Annotated in this window: 14 protein-coding genes; 5 read left to right on the forward strand and 9 right to left on the reverse strand. The window is 73.1% G+C overall.

The genetic code is table 11. The features are described 5' to 3' along the window. From ACIO9J_RS30485 to ACIO9J_RS30500, 4 genes are all read left to right on the forward strand, one after another. Entirely contained in the window at window positions 1-1,197 is a 1,197-nt protein-coding gene (locus ACIO9J_RS30485; protein ID WP_402006605.1) for an allantoate amidohydrolase, read from the forward strand. After that, window positions 1,194-2,546 carry a formimidoylglutamate deiminase gene (locus ACIO9J_RS30490; RefSeq protein ID WP_402006830.1) on the forward strand — a complete coding sequence of 451 codons (1,353 nt, stop codon included), beginning with the start codon at window positions 1,194-1,196 and terminating at the stop codon, window positions 2,544-2,546. The genes ACIO9J_RS30485 and ACIO9J_RS30490 overlap by 4 nt, the downstream gene beginning before the upstream one ends. A gap of 239 nt (window positions 2,547-2,785) precedes the next feature. Continuing rightward, the gene (hutI, locus tag ACIO9J_RS30495; protein ID WP_402006608.1) at window positions 2,786-3,958 is read left to right on the forward strand and encodes an imidazolonepropionase; all 1,173 of its coding nucleotides are present in this window, start codon (window positions 2,786-2,788) and stop codon (window positions 3,956-3,958) included. Window positions 3,959-4,081: 123 nt separating this feature from the next. Beyond that, entirely contained in the window at window positions 4,082-4,720 is a 639-nt protein-coding gene (locus ACIO9J_RS30500; protein WP_402006611.1) for a LuxR C-terminal-related transcriptional regulator, read from the forward strand. A 24-nt stretch (window positions 4,721-4,744) separates the two neighbouring features. Here the strand turns inward: ACIO9J_RS30500 and ACIO9J_RS30505 are convergent, their stop codons facing one another. From ACIO9J_RS30505 to ACIO9J_RS30545, 9 genes are all read right to left on the reverse strand, one after another. Then, entirely contained in the window at window positions 4,745-5,815 is a 1,071-nt protein-coding gene (locus tag ACIO9J_RS30505; RefSeq protein WP_402006614.1) for an LLM class flavin-dependent oxidoreductase, read from the reverse strand. A gap of 60 nt (window positions 5,816-5,875) precedes the next feature. Then, the gene (locus tag ACIO9J_RS30510) at window positions 5,876-6,715 is read right to left on the reverse strand and encodes a type II CAAX prenyl endopeptidase Rce1 family protein (RefSeq protein ID WP_402006617.1); all 840 of its coding nucleotides are present in this window, start codon (window positions 6,713-6,715) and stop codon (window positions 5,876-5,878) included. Next, window positions 6,712-7,560: a CPBP family intramembrane glutamic endopeptidase gene (locus tag ACIO9J_RS30515; protein ID WP_402006620.1), complete on the reverse strand. Its 849-nt coding sequence runs from the start codon at window positions 7,558-7,560 to the stop codon at window positions 6,712-6,714. Before ACIO9J_RS30515 ends, ACIO9J_RS30510 begins: the two co-directional genes overlap by 4 nt. After that, the gene (locus ACIO9J_RS30520; protein ID WP_402006623.1) at window positions 7,538-8,893 is read right to left on the reverse strand and encodes a YcaO-like family protein; all 1,356 of its coding nucleotides are present in this window, start codon (window positions 8,891-8,893) and stop codon (window positions 7,538-7,540) included. The genes ACIO9J_RS30515 and ACIO9J_RS30520 overlap by 23 nt, the downstream gene beginning before the upstream one ends. Then, window positions 8,886-9,926, reverse strand: coding sequence for a TOMM precursor leader peptide-binding protein (locus ACIO9J_RS30525; protein WP_402006626.1), 1,041 nt, complete (start codon window positions 9,924-9,926; stop codon window positions 8,886-8,888). Before ACIO9J_RS30525 ends, ACIO9J_RS30520 begins: the two co-directional genes overlap by 8 nt. Before the next feature lie 21 nt (window positions 9,927-9,947). Beyond that, the gene (locus ACIO9J_RS30530) at window positions 9,948-11,219 is read right to left on the reverse strand and encodes a coproporphyrinogen-III oxidase family protein (protein WP_402006629.1); all 1,272 of its coding nucleotides are present in this window, start codon (window positions 11,217-11,219) and stop codon (window positions 9,948-9,950) included. Continuing rightward, a complete protein-coding gene (locus ACIO9J_RS30535; protein WP_402006632.1) occupies window positions 11,216-12,142 on the reverse strand; it encodes a SagB/ThcOx family dehydrogenase in 927 nt (308 codons plus the stop codon). The genes ACIO9J_RS30530 and ACIO9J_RS30535 overlap by 4 nt, the downstream gene beginning before the upstream one ends. Window positions 12,143-12,183: 41 nt before the next feature. Further along, window positions 12,184-12,783 (reverse strand): VOC family protein, encoded by a 600-nt coding sequence (locus ACIO9J_RS30540; RefSeq protein WP_402006635.1) that lies wholly within the window; start codon window positions 12,781-12,783, stop codon window positions 12,184-12,186. A 73-nt stretch (window positions 12,784-12,856) separates the two neighbouring features. Further along, window positions 12,857-13,027, reverse strand: a complete 171-nt coding sequence (locus ACIO9J_RS30545; protein ID WP_157877838.1) for a hypothetical protein — start codon at window positions 13,025-13,027, stop codon at window positions 12,857-12,859. Window positions 13,028-13,276: 249 nt separating this feature from the next. Between ACIO9J_RS30545 and ACIO9J_RS30550 the strand changes: the two genes are divergently transcribed. Further along, on the forward strand, window positions 13,277-14,203 hold the full coding sequence (locus ACIO9J_RS30550) for an ABC transporter ATP-binding protein (RefSeq protein ID WP_402006639.1): 927 nt from the start codon (window positions 13,277-13,279) through the stop codon (window positions 14,201-14,203).

Consider the following 14,203-nt stretch of genomic DNA (forward strand, 5'->3'; position numbering starts at 1 on the left):
ATGTGGCGCGACCTGGCCCCGATCGGGCGGGACGCCGGCTCCCACGGCTATCGCAGATACGCCTGGACGGAGGCCGACGCCGACTGCCGTACCTGGTTCAAGGACCAGGCGGAGTCCCGCGGTCTCACCTACGAACTGGACCGCAACGGCAACCAATGGGCCTGGCTGGGCGACCCGAGCCAAGGGGACGCCGTCGTCACCGGCTCCCACCTGGACTCCGTCCCCGACGGCGGCGCCTTCGACGGCCCCCTCGGCGTCGTCTCCTCCTTCGCCGCGCTCGACGAACTCCGCCACAGGGGAGTGGAGTTCACCCGCCCGCTCGCGCTGGTCAACTTCGGCGACGAGGAAGGCGCCCGCTTCGGCCTCGCCTGCGTCGGCTCCCGCCTCACCGCGGGACAGCTCACCATCGAGGCCGCGCACCGGCTGCGCGACGGCGACGGCGTGACGCTGCCGCAGGCGATGGAGGCGGCGGGCTACGACCCGTACGGCATCGGCCCCGACCCCGAACGCCTCGCCCGCATCGGCGCGTTCGTGGAGCTGCACGTCGAGCAGGGCCGCGCCCTGGACCTGTCCGGCGACCCCGTCGGCATCGCCTCCGCGATCTGGCCGCACGGCCGCTGGCGCTTCGACTTCAGGGGCGAGGCCAACCACGCGGGCACCACCCGGCTCGTCGACCGCCGCGACCCGATGCTGAGTTACGCGGAGACGGTCCTCGCCGCCCGCCGCGAGGCCGAACTCGCGGGCGCGGTCGCCACGTTCGGCAAGATCTCCGTCGAGCCGAACGGCGTCAACGCGATTCCCTCCCTCGTACGCGGCTGGCTGGACTCGCGCGCCCCCGACCAGGAGTCCCTGGACACGGTCGTCACCGGCATCGAGAAGGCCGCCCGTGAGTACGCGGAGCGGCACGGCATCGACCTCGACGTCGTGCGCGAGTCCTTCACGCCGGTGATCGAGTTCGAGCACGCGCTCCGCGACGAGCTGGGCGCGATCCTCGGCGGGGAACGGGCGCTCCCCGTCCTCGGCACGGGCGCGGGACACGACGCGGGTATTTTGTCCGGCTCGATCCCCACCGCCATGCTGTTCGTACGGAACCCCACGGGCGTCTCGCACTCCCCGGCCGAACACGCGGCGGAGGACGACTGCCTGGCCGGGGTGACCGCACTCGCCGACGTACTGGAAGGGCTCGCGTGCAGGTGAAGACGGAGACGTACTGGCTGGAGCACGCCTGGCTCGGCACCCATGTGGAGCCGGGCGTGGCGGTGGAGGTGAGCGGCGACCGGATCACGGCCGTCCGCACGGGTGCCGACGCGCCCCCGCCAGGCGCGACGGTGCTGCGCGGCCTGACCCTCCCCGGCCTCGCCAACGCCCACTCGCACGCCTTCCACCGGGCGCTGCGCGGCACGGTCCAGGTCGGCTCCGGCACCTTCTGGACGTGGCGCGAGGTCATGTACTCGGTGGCGGACCGGCTGACGCCCGACACGTACCACGCGCTCGCCCGCGCGGTGTACGCGGAGATGGCGCTCGCCGGCATCACCACGGTCGGCGAGTTCCACTACCTCCACCACGGCCCCGGCGGCACCCCGTACGCCGACCCCAACGCGATGGGCGAGGCGCTCATCCAGGCGGCCGCCGACGCGGGCGTCCGGATCACGCTCCTGGACACGGCGTACGTCGCCTCCGGCCTGCTCGACGAGCAGCGCGGCAAGGCGCCCGACCGCCACCAGCTGCGCTTCTCGGACGGTACGACGCAGGCGTGGGCGGAGCGGGCCGCACTCCTCAAGGACCGCGACCACGCGCGCATCGGCGCGGCGATCCACTCCGTACGGGCGGTCCCCGCGCGGCAGTTGGGCGCGGTGGTGGAATGGGCGGAGGCCCGCAACGCCCCCCTCCACGTCCACCTCTCCGAGCAGACGGCGGAGAACGAGGCGTGCCTCGCCGTCCACGGCCGCACGCCGACGCGGCTGCTCGCGGACCACGGGGTGCTCGGCGCGCGCACCACGGGCGTCCACAACACGCACCTCACGGACGAGGACATCGCGCTCATCGGCCGGTCCGCCACCGGCACGTGCATGTGCCCGACGACGGAGCGCGACCTGGCCGACGGGATCGGCCCCGCGGTCCGCCTCCAGCGCGCGGGCAGCCCGCTCTCCCTGGGCAGCGACAGCCACGCGGTGATCGACATCCTCGAAGAGGCGCGGGCGATGGAGCTCGACGAGCGGCTGCGCTCGCACACGCGCGGCCACTGGACGGCGGCGGCGCTGCTGCGCGCGGCGTCCGCCGACGGGCACGCGGCGCTCGGCTGGCCCGACGCGGGCGTGATCGAGCCGGGGGCTCTGGCGGACCTCACCACTGTCGCCCTCGACTCGGTCCGTACGGCGGGTCCCGTGCCGCGCCTGGCCGCGGAGGCGGTGCTCTTCGCCGGAACGGCGGCGGACGTGCGCCACACGGTGGCAGGCGGCCGTCATGTCGTACGCGACGGTGTGCACGCCCTGGTCCCCGACGTGCCGTCGGCGCTGGCGGAGGCGATCGCGGCGCTCAGAGACTGACGCAACCCGGCCGCCCCTGCCTCGGGGCTCCGCCCCGGACCCCGCTCCTCAAACGCCGGAGGGGCTGAAATGCCAGTAGCCGATTCAGCCCGTCCGGCGTTCGAGGACGAACTCGGCGGAGCCGGTGATTCCATGAGCTCCGTGGCGGCGGAGCCGGGGATTCGGGAAGGGGCGGGATCGGGGAAAGAACCGCCGGAGGCAAGACGCCCGCCCCCACTCACCCGCAGAGGACCCACCCCATGCCCACCACCCTCATCACCAACATCGCCGCCCTCGTCACCAACGACCCCTCCCAGGGCGACGGCAGCCCCCTGGGCCTCGTCCAGGACGCCGCCGTCGTCCTCGACGGCGAGCACATCGCCTGGGCCGGCCCCGCCGCACACGCACCGGCGGCCGACACCGTGCACGACGCCGAAGGCCGCGCCGTCATCCCCGGCTTCGTGGACTCGCACTCCCACCTCGTCTTCGCCGGCGACCGCACCCAGGAGTTCAACGCCCGCATGTCGGGCCGCGGTTACTCGGCGGGCGGCATCCGCACGACGGTGGCGGCGACCCGCGCGGCGACGGACGCCGAGCTCGAAGCCAACGTCACCCGCTACCTCGCTGAGGCACTGCGCCAGGGCACGACCACGTTCGAGACGAAGTCGGGCTACGGCCTCACCGTCGAGGACGAGGCCCGCGCCCTGCGCATCGCGGCACGCCACACGGACGAGGTCACCTACCTCGGCGCGCACATCGTCTCGCCCGACCACGCGGACGACCCGGCGGCGTACGTGGAGCTGGTGACGGGCGAGATGCTCGACGCCTGCGCCCCGCACGCCCGCTGGATCGACGTCTTCTGCGAGAAGGGCGCCTTCGACGGCGACCAGGCCCGCGCGATCCTGACCGCGGGCAAGGCGAAGGGCCTGCACCCCCGCATCCACGCGAACCAGCTGTCGTACGGACCAGGCGTCCAGCTCGCGGTGGAACTGGACGCGGCCAGCGCCGACCACTGCACGCACCTCACGGACGCGGACGTCGACGCGCTCGCGAACAGCGACACGGTGGCGACCCTGCTCCCCGGCGCGGAGTTCTCCACCCGCGCCGAGTGGCCCGACGCCCGCCGCATCCTGGACGCGGGCGCCACCGTCGCCCTCTCCACGGACTGCAACCCTGGCTCGTCCTTCACCTCTTCGGTGCCCTTCTGCATCGCCCTCGCCGTACGGGACATGGGCATGACCCCCGACGAGGCGCTCTGGTCGGCCACGGCGGGCGGCGCCGCGGCGCTGCGCCGCGACGACGTCGGCAGGATCGCGGTGGGCGCCCGCGCGGACCTGGCCCTGCTCGACGCCCCCAGCCACGTGCACCTCGCCTACCGTCCCGGCGTACCGCTGGTGACCGAGGTGTGGCGGCGCGGGGCCCGGGTGGCCTGACGGGAGAGGGGCCCGGGGCTGCTGGGGCCCCGGGTCTTGGCCGGATTCCCATGGGGCGCACGGCAGGGCGGGCGTGGCAGCCTTGAACGGATGTCCGCGGCTGTCTTACGGGGGAGGCACCGAGTGGAGACCGACAATGCCGTGAGGACCCGGCAACGAGAGATCACCGTCCTTGTGACGGAGGACGACACGCTCGACCGGAAGGCCTTTACGCGCCTTCTGCAACAGGAGCCGGGGCTGCGTCTGGTCGGCGGCGGCGGGGCGAGGACCGATGTGGTGGGGGAGGCCGTCCGGCTCGCCCCGGACGTGGTCCTCGTCGACCTGGAGCGGACCGGGAAGGCCCTGGAGACCGTGGCGGCGCTGCGCAGGCACTGTCCGTGCGCGCGCTCCATCATCCTGACCACGGCGGGTGACGTCGCGCAGCTGCGCAGGGCGGTGGCGGCGGGGACGTGCGCCTTCGTCACGAAGACCGTCTCGGTCACCGGCCTGCGGAACGTGATCAGGCGGGTCATGGCGGGGGAGCGGGTGTTCGACCCGGAACTGTCCGTCCGCGCGCTGCTCACCGAGCGATGTCCGCTCACACCGCGCGAGTGCGAGGTCCTCGGCGTGTCACGCCAGTCGACGACGGTGGCCGAGATAGCGGCCACCGTCTCGCTGTCCCCTGGCACGGTGCGCAACTACCTCTCACGGGCGATCACCAAGACCGGCGCCCGCAACCGCCACGAGGCGGCCGCCGCGGCGGCCCGGCTCGGCTGGATCTAGCGACCAGGGCTCGCCGGGCGGCAGCTACGCCCCGTCCCGCACGGCCAGTTCGGGCAGGACGTCCGCGCAGAAGCGCTCCACGCAGGACCGTGCCACCGGGCCGCTCACCGCGCCGAAGTCCACCTGCCAGAGGAAGCCGTCCACGTCGAGGACGTCGGCGATCTGCCGGACGCGGTCCGCGACCCGGCGCGGGCCGCCCACCACGGCCCCGCCGAGGGTGCGGAACGACTCGGGGGTCATCGCGCGGATCGCCCGGCTCATGCCGGTGTAGCCGCGGTAGTCCGTGGACACCGTCGTCGTCCACGCGTCCGCCGACTCGGCCCACACCCGCAGATAGTGGGCGAGCAGCGGGTCCGCGGTGGCGAACGCCTCCCGGTCGTCCGCGCCGACGTACAGCGGCAGGCTCGCCAGGACGCGTCCGCGGCCGCCCGGGTGTCCCGCCTGCTCGGCGCTCTCCCGGTACACCGCGATGTGGTCCGCCATCTCCTCAAGCGGCGTCAGCGCCGGGGTCACCAGGAGCCCGTGCCCCTGCTCGCCGGCCCAGGCGAAGCTCGACCGGGAGCGGACGGCCGCGATCCAGGTCGGCGGGTGCGGCGACTGCACCGGGCGGGGCAGCGTCGTCGCGTCGTTGAACCGGAAGTAGGGGGTGTCCACGGACACCTTCTCCTCCGTCCACAGGCGCCGCACGGCGTCCACCGTCGCCGTGAACCGCTCGCGGCTGCCGTCCATCGGCACCCCGAACGCCTCGAACTCGTACGGCAGATAGGCGCGCGCGAACCCGACGTCGAGCCGCCCGTCGCTCAGCGCGTCCACCATCGCCGTCTCCGACGCGAGCCGGACCGGGTGGTGGAAGACCGGCAGTACGCAGCCGGTCATCAGGCGCACCCGGGTGGTGACGGCGGCGACGCTCGCCAGGAAGGCCAGCGGGCTCGGGCAGTAGCCGCCGTAGGCGCGCAGATAGTGCTCGGTGATCTTCACATGGCTGAGCCCGGCCTCGTCGGCGAGCCTGCTGAGGTCGAGCAGCGTCCGGAAGTACTCCGGCGCGGGCAGCCCGTGGTGTTCGGCATCGGGAAGAAACGACAGGCCGTGCTCCATGACGTACTACTCCTTCTCGCTCCACGCGTTGGATGACGGCGGACCGGCGGACCGGGCGGGCTAGATGACGGCGAACACGAAGAACACGACGTGCGCCACGACCAGCGGCGCCACGTCCGGCACGGCCCAGAACACCAGGCCGTGCACGACCCCCATCACCACGCCGCCCACCAGGGGGAACATCGCGCCCTGCCAGGTAGACATGAAGAACGCCTGCATGACGACGAACAGCACGACGGAGGTGGTGAGCGCGACGGCGGGCCCCGCGTCGCGCAGCCAGGTGAGGGCGATGCCCCGGAACACCAGCTCCTCGGAGGCGACCTGGACCCCGGTGAGGCCGAGCGCCGCCCACAGCGGAAGCACCTTCAGGGCGGTGAGGTGGTGCCGGATCCATCCGCCGCGCGAACGCCCCAGCCAGGAGCGCAGCAAGAGCCCGTGGTCCTCGCGGGGCCGCGCGCGGACGGCCGTGGCGGTACGGGAGGCGGTCCCTGAACTCCGGCCGCCTACAGGTGGGTTGGTGCGTGTGGGAGGCTCGCGGCGGCGCGTCCTGCCCGCCAGTCCGACCTCGATCAGGGCCCGGCAGATCAGCGAGCCGATGGCCAGTTCGCCGATGCCCAGGAGCACGCCGAGCCCGAGCAGTTCCGGCCGGGCGAGGCCGCCGACCAGTACGCCTGGCCCGATCCCGCTCACCGCGAGCAGGGCCGCCACCACGACGACGTGGCTCGCCCCCGCCGCGGCCAGCTCGAAGACGTCCGCGCGCTGCGCGGTGCCCCAGCGCGCCGGGCCGATCCGGGTCACCGCCGCGAGGTGCCGCACGGCCCGGAACAGCAGGGCCTTGCCGAGCCAGTAGTAGAGGACCACGACCGCGACCAGGACGAGGACGCGCAGCGGCGTGCTCATCGCGCCGTCCCCCACGCCGACGCGGCCGGGCGGGCCTGTCGGGCCGGCGCGGGGCGCGCCCGGTGGTAGCGCCAGACCCAGGTGTTGAACAGCGCGTGCCCGAGCACGGCGGGCAGCACCGTCCCGGTGAGCAGCACCGCGCCCGTGCAGAGCGCGGCCAGCGGCAGTTTGGAGAGCACCTGGCCCCAGCCGAAGAAGACATGGGAGACGGCGAAGACGAGCTGGACGCCGAGGACCGCGCAGACCACCACGGCCACCGGACCCGCCCGCAGCGCGAGGCCCAACAGGACGCCCCGGTAGACGAGTTCCTCGGCCACCGCCACCGCGAGCAGCAGCGGAAGGCGCACCCGCAGGTCCGCCGAGGTCGGCGCGAAGTCGTTGCGCGCCTCGATGAGCCCGGTGCGCCGCCCGGCCCGTGCGGCGCCGCCGACGGCGACCCCGGCGGGCCGCGCGTGCCCCGAACGCAGCGCCACCGGACGGTCGTCGCGCACGGCGTGCCCGGCCCGCCGCCCCCACCACCTGGTCACGGACCGGTCGGCGCGGGTCGCCGCGTACGCCACCGCCGGACCCAGCAGCAGTCCCGCGGTCAGCCCCGGCCAGCCCGCGTCCCGCACCGGCCGCAGGACGCCGGTGCCGAGCAGCGCGGCGCCGCCGAGCACGGCCGTCGCGCTCACCCCGAGGTGCAGCCCGAGCATCGGGAGGCGCCGCAGGCCCGCCCAGCGGGTGTGCAGATGGGAGGCGACGGTCATCGACGCGAGGCCGAGGACCACCACGGTGGCGGCGAGCAGTGGACGGGTGTCGGCCGGTACGACGCCGGTCAGTTCAGGGGAACGGATGAGGGGCATGCCGCTGGAACCCTCCGTAGGCCGAGAACCGGGGATGGGCCGCCGTCGGGGCGCTGGGCAGCGGCAGGGTGAGCAGGTCGGGGCTCCAGAACCGGGCGACGACGAAGCCGAGTTCGGCCGCGTCCACGGTGGTCAGATCGCCGCCGTAGAGGCGCTTTCCGGTGTCGTGGAAGGCGCGGACCAGGGTGCGTACGGACGCTTCGGGATCCGGGGCCGCCGGGTCCGGCGGCAGGTCGTCGGAGCTCGCCTCCTCGCAGGCGCCGTAGCGCTCCTCGACCACGCGGGCGCCCTTGGGGGACGCGGCGAGGACGACGTTGCTCTCCAGGTCGAAGATCGCCTCGTCGTCGGGGGCGGCGCCCGACGCGTGGTCCTGGACGCTCGTCCAGGTCGCGAGCGCCCGCACCCCGACGCCTTCCAGGAACGCCTTGTACATCGCGGACTCCAGGCGTACGTCGGCGCCGAGGCCGACCGCCACCGCGGGGATCTGGCCGCCCGGCTCGCGGATCAGACAGGCGACGGTGAAGCCGGGCAGGTCGGCGCTGGGCAGCAGGTGGAACTCGGGCTGCCCGCCCAGCGGATGGCAGTGCCGGGCGACGAGCCTGCGCAGGGCCGCGCAGCGCGCCCCCGGCCGGATCCGCACCGACCTGGTCCCGCCGTACCAGTGCCCGACGGCCGCGTCGATCTGCACCATCTCCTGGAGCGCGCCGAGCGCCGCCTTGTGCGGGTCGGTGTGCGCGGCGGTGCCGGTGGTGACGGCGGGCTGCACCCAGGGTTCGCCCTCGGCGTCGCGGACCACGTAGCCGACCGTGGTGAGCTGGGCGGGCACCCAGGTGTCCGTGCCGTCGCGCAGACAGGTGAGCCGGCTCCAGCCCAGCGGGTCCCCGGGTTCCGGACGCCGGAAGGGGAAGCCCTCACTCGCCAACTGCTGTTCTGTGTACGGCAGATAGGAGCCGACCGGGAAGTGCGGCTCGTCCGCGACGTCCGCCTCGGTGGCGAACCGGACGGGGAACGCCCCGCTCACGGCGGCGACGTACCCGGCGTAGCGCTCCACCACCTCGCCCAGGGTGCGGATGTGCGACTCGTAGGGCCGTACGCCGTAGCCGCCGATGTGATAGCTGCCCAGCTTGGGGCGCGGCTGGTCGCGCAGCACGTGCACGCCGGTGAGGTCGCCGCCGGAGACCATGAGCCGGGGCGCGTACCGGGGCCTGGTGAGGAAGCCGAGCTGCGGCATGAGACCGCACAGCGGCGCGTGCATGCGGCGGCGCAGGCGCCTGGTCTGCACGTCGGGCGGCTCGATGACGCGCAGCCCCGACGCGGTGCGCAGCTCAGGCATCGACCCACCGCCTGACGTCGAAGTACACCTCGGTGCCGTCGCGTTCGGGCACCGCGCCGCAGGACGGGCAGCCGGGCAGCCTGAGCACCTCGGAGTACACCATCTCCATCGACGGCAGATAGACGCCGAGCACTTTGCCGACCGTGCTGGTCATCCCGGTGACGGCCATGTTCAGCGCTTCGAGGGCGGTGTGCGAGGCGAGCAGCGAGGACAGCACGCCGGTGCCGCCGTCGCCCTGCTCGGCGGGCGTTGACCCGGCGCTCGCCAGGGCCTTCTTGTAGCGCTGGTAGGCGGCGCCCTCGCGCAGGTTCATCACCACGCGGGTCTCGAAGCAGGTGAAGCAGGCCGTGCTGTCCGGTACGAACGTCGGTCCGACCAGGAGCAGCGGGCCGTCCAGGGCGGCCTGGATCCAGGGGGTGCCGAGCGCGAGCGCGACGCGGTTCAGGACGGCGAGGCGCAGCGGGTGCACCGCGTCGGCGACGTGTACCAGGAGGCAGCCGCGCCAGTCCTCGAACCGTTCCACGAACCGCTCGAAGGCCAGGCCGTCCTCCAGGACGTCGAGCGGGCACTCGTCCAGGAGCCGCAGCTGCTCGGCGTGTTCGTCGGGCGTGCCGACGGTGAGCTGCTCGTGCGGGCCGAGCAGCGCGGCCACCTGCGCCGCGGCCGAGCTTCCGAGGACGCGCAGGGCCGGCAGGGTGGCCTGCTCGACGCGTCCGGTCGCCGTCCGGTCGAGGAAGGCGTCCAGCGCCGTGGAAGGGCCGTGCTCCAGGACGGCGAGCTGGTCCAAGTGGTCGATCAGCGCCTCCAGTTCGGTCCTGGTGACACCGGCCTCCTTGGCGAGTTCGGCCCGGTCCCTGGTGCCGTCGAGACCGCTGACGAGGGTGCTGAGGCGGCCCGCGCCGCTGTGGTCGACGAGCGTGATCGACTGTGGATTCCATACGCCGGAGCGCAGTTCCACCGTGTTCCTGTCGTGCGGGACCACCGAGTAGACGGACTTGATGCGCACGGTGCGGCTGGTACGTCGCGTGGACACGGACTTCTCCTCCCGGTCGGGTCAGCCCATGAGTGCGGCGGCAGTCACGGACAGGTCGGTGCGCCCCTGCCGGGGCGCGTTCAGGTACTGGAGCTCGATGAAGGCGTCGGCGACGTCGTCGGGAGGCAGCCGCAGCCCGTCCTCGTCGCGCTCCACGGTGGTGACGGAGGCGAAGAAGTCCAGGAGGGTGCGGCAGGCGCGCTGGTCCATCACCTCGTCGAAGGGTCGCCCGGTGCGCTCCTGCCACCACTGCCTGCGCGCGCCCTCGTAGGTCGTCAGGGACTGGTAGAGCAGCCGGGGCGCGATGGCGGCCGAGGCCAGTTCGTAGTCCTCCTCGAAGGCGAGCGGGTCGCGGTTGTAGTCGAGCAGGCGGCCGCGGGCGTGCGAGAGGTAGCGGCCGTCGAGCACGGAGGTCGCGCCGGAGCCGAACCCCGCCCAGTCGGACCGGAGTTGGAAGTACGTCAGGTCGCTGTGGCAGAGATGGTCCGGCGTGCCGAAGTGGCTCATCGCGTACTCCGGGAACCCCGCGTCGACCAGCAGCTCGGCGCCCACCGCGTAACCGCGCTTCTGCTCGTCGCGGTCGATGTGCCGGTTGCCGCGCCCCAGTTGGCGGCGGAGCACGGTGCCGTGCGCGGGCCGGTAGGGGTACAGCGCGACATGGGTGAGCGGCAGGTCGAGGGCGGTGCGCACGGCGTCCCGGGTCTCGGCGGGCGGCTGTCCTGGGAAGCCGCAGATCAGGTCGATGCTGATGTCGTCGAACCCGGCGTCGGCCGCCTCCTGGACGATGCGCCGGGCCTGGTCCGCGTCGTGGCTGCGGCCCAGGGTGCGCAGCCGCGCGTCGTCGAAGGACTGCACGCCGCTGCTGAGCCGGGTGAAGCCGACCTCGCGGAACGCCGCGAGCTTCTCCGGGTCGAGGGTCTCCGGACTGCACTCGATGGTCGCCTCGCGCAGCCCGTCGCGCAGCGGGAACGCCGCGTGCAGGGCCGCGGCGACCTTCGCGATCTCGTCGAGGGTGAGGATGGACGCGGTGCCGCCGCCCCAGTAGAGGATGTCGGGCCGGTAGCCCGCCGCGCCCAACGCGGCGCCCCGCTCGGTGAGTTCGCGGCAGAGCGCGTCGATGTAGCGCAGCCGCGGCTGGTCGGACTCCTTGAGCAGCAGCTCCGCGGTGGGCACCTCGGTCACCCAGTCGCAGAAGTGGCACTTGGAGCGGCAGAACGGGATGTGCAGATAGACGAGGAGATCCCGCCGGTCCGGGCTCGCGCCGCTGGTGCCTGCCCCCGCGCCGCCGCTCACTCCAGCCTCCCCAGGACCACCGAGTGCACGGCCGCCCGGAACACCCCGTCGATGCCGAGCGCCGCGTGCAGCTCGTCGTCGACGAAGCTGGCGCAGTCGGTCGAGCCCAGGCCGAGCGAGGTCACCGCGAGGTGCATGTTCTGCGCGATCGCGCCCGCCTCGTGCAGCACGAACCGCAGGCCGCGCGGCCCGTACTTGCGCATGCTCCGCCAGGGGCTCGCCACCATGACCACCAGCGCGGCCGCGGTGTCGAAGGCGATCGCGGTGCCCGGCGTGGTGAAGGCGTCGAGCACCCGGTCGACGCCCGCCTGGCCGTCCTCCCTGACCAGGACGTCGCGGACCGGCTGATAGCGGTAGACGCCCATGTCCAGGCCGGTCACGTCGAGCGCGACGACGTGCAGGGCGACCGGGAACAGGCCGCCCCCGCTGGGCGCCGTACGGAAGCGGAACGTCTCGTGGCCGCCGCGCAGGAGCTCCACGTCGGCCTCCGCCGTGAGCCCGTCGGCCAGCCGCAGCACGGTGGCGAGTTCGGCGGCCGCGACGGGGTCCCCGCTGTAGCGGCGTACGCTGCGCCGCCGCATCAGGGCCTCGCCGAGCTCCATCGTGGCCGCGACGGACGCGGGCAGTTCGGTGCGCTGGTGGGTGGCGACCGGGTCGTCGTCGAGCTGGGCGAGCGTGGTGACCATCGAGTCGCCGAAGTAGTCGGCGGCGGACAGGACGCCCTCGCGGTCGTGGGCCCGCAGCCGCCCGGCCGTCAGGAACTCCTCGGCCACCCGGCTGCCCGTCGCGCCGGCCGGTTCGGCGCCCAGGTTGTCGAACCTGAGCTGGTGCGTGCGCACGCCGACCGCCCGTGCCTCGGGCGCCAGTACGCGATAGGCGTTGATGCCGAGGCTGAACTGGGTGAGACCGGAATCCTCGTTCATGCGGTGGGTCCTCCTGACCGGTGCCGCTCCTGCGTGGCTGCTCAGTCGTCGGTGCTCTGGGCGCTCTCGGTGCCGCCTTCGGTGGCGTCGTCGGCGTCGAACATCCGGGTGCTCGCGGGCACCCGGCGGGCGAGCGCGATCGACTGGTCCTTCAACTGCTCCTCGCTGACCGGGTTCGCGTACGCGCCGAGGGCGAACGTCGCGTGCGCCCACTCGCTGAGCTCGACGATCCCCATCCGGTTGCCCTCGGCGTCGTGCAGGCTCGCGCCCCGGCCCATGGAGTCGCCGGCCTCGCCCCGGTAGAAGGGGCTGTCCCGGAATTGGTCGCGGAACTCCGCACGGATCTTCCGGGGCAGCGGAAGATCATAGGGACCGGCCACGACGGTGCCGCCCCCCGCTTTCCACGCCGCGAGCGCCGCGTCGATGTCCTCGACTGCGAACATCACCGTCACGCCCTCGCCCGGGAAATTCCGCTTATTGACGGTGAGGAGTATCCCGTCACTCGAAACGGGCGCGTGGAAAGAAATCTGACCGGGGGCGAGCGAGCGGGCGAGCCGGAGCCCGAGAAACTGCTCGTAGAACTCGATTCCGGAGTCGACGTCGTCGACCGGCACATTGATGATGACAGGTTTGGGAATCATCTCTCTCCTTTCCGCGGCGCCGCGACGCCCCTGGAGGTGCCGGGCCGTGCCGTGCGCCCGGCACCCCGTTCTCTTACGCCAGCGGGCGCACCACGGCACCGCACGACGTGGACGTACAGCCTGCGCAGCAGGAGGACGCCCCGGGCACCACGACGCCGAAGGCGGCGCCGTCGGCGGCCGACACGAGGCCCGGCTGCAGGGCCGAACTGCGGTGCTCGACAACGATCACGCTCTCGATCTTCAAGTGAATTCACCTCCCCCGGATCCATTCTCGGTGAAGTGCGGAACGCGAATGGAGAAAAGTCCCGCACAAGTGCCCAAGTATCGGAAGGCCGGAACTCGACTGTCAACGCGGAATTCCGAAAGTTGCGTCATCAATTACCGGTTACAAATGTCATCGGTGAGTGCTTGCGGGCCTTTTTCGCTAAACGATCTACTGCTACTCTGGCGCGGCTCAGGGGCGTCGGAATCAGGCGAGGGGCAAGGGGCGAGGATGGCGGCGGCAGAAGTTCTGGTGCGCGTGCGGGGGGTCGATGTCCTGAGGCGGCGCGGCGGGGCGAAGGTGCGGGCCCTGACCGGGGTCGACCTCGACGTACGGCGCGGTGAGAAGGTGGCCCTGCTCGGCGCCAACGGGGCGGGCAAGACGACGCTCACCCACGTCATGCTGGGCCTGCTGCGGCCGAGCGGCGGCACCGTCGAAGTGCTCGGCGGCCCACCGGAGCCCGCGCTCGCGGCGGGCGAACTCGGCGCGATGCTCCAGGAGTCGGGACTGATGCGCAACGTGCGCGTCGGCGAACTCATCACCCTGGTCACCGAGTTGTACGGCCGGCGCAGCGGTGCGGAGGTGCTGGCCGAGTGCGGTCTCGGGGAACTGCGCCGACGGCAGGTGACACATCTGTCGGGCGGCGAGCGCCAGCGCCTGCGCCTCGGCCTCGCGCTCGCGGGACTGCCCAGGCTGCTCTTCCTCGACGAACCCACCGTCGCCCTGGACGTCGCGGCGCGCGGCCGCTTCTGGGAGATCCTCGACGAGCGGGCCAGGAACGGCGCGACGGTGCTCTTCACCACCCACTACCTGCACGAGGCCGAGCAGTTCGCCGACCGCGTCGTGGTGCTCAGGGCGGGGCGGATCGTGGCGGACGGCACGGTCGACGAGCTGCGCTCGGCCTTCACCGAGAGCCGGCTCTCCTTCCGCATGGGCGAACCGCTGCCCGACAGCATGCTGCGCGGGCTGCCCGGCGTCCGTACGACGGAGGAGCTCGACGACGGCACCCACGTGCTCACGACCACCGACAGCGACGCGACGCTCGCCGCGCTCTACGCCAAGGTCGGCGGCGCCGGAGGGGCCGTGCCGCGCGGCGTCACCCTCACCTCGGCATCCCTGGAGGACGCCGTGGCCACCCTCCTTGAGGAGGAGCGCTGA

Origin of the sequence: Streptomyces sp. NPDC087300 (genome assembly GCF_044744425.1) — a bacterium.
In the GTDB taxonomy this organism is placed as follows: Bacteria; Actinomycetota; Actinomycetes; order Streptomycetales; family Streptomycetaceae; genus Streptomyces.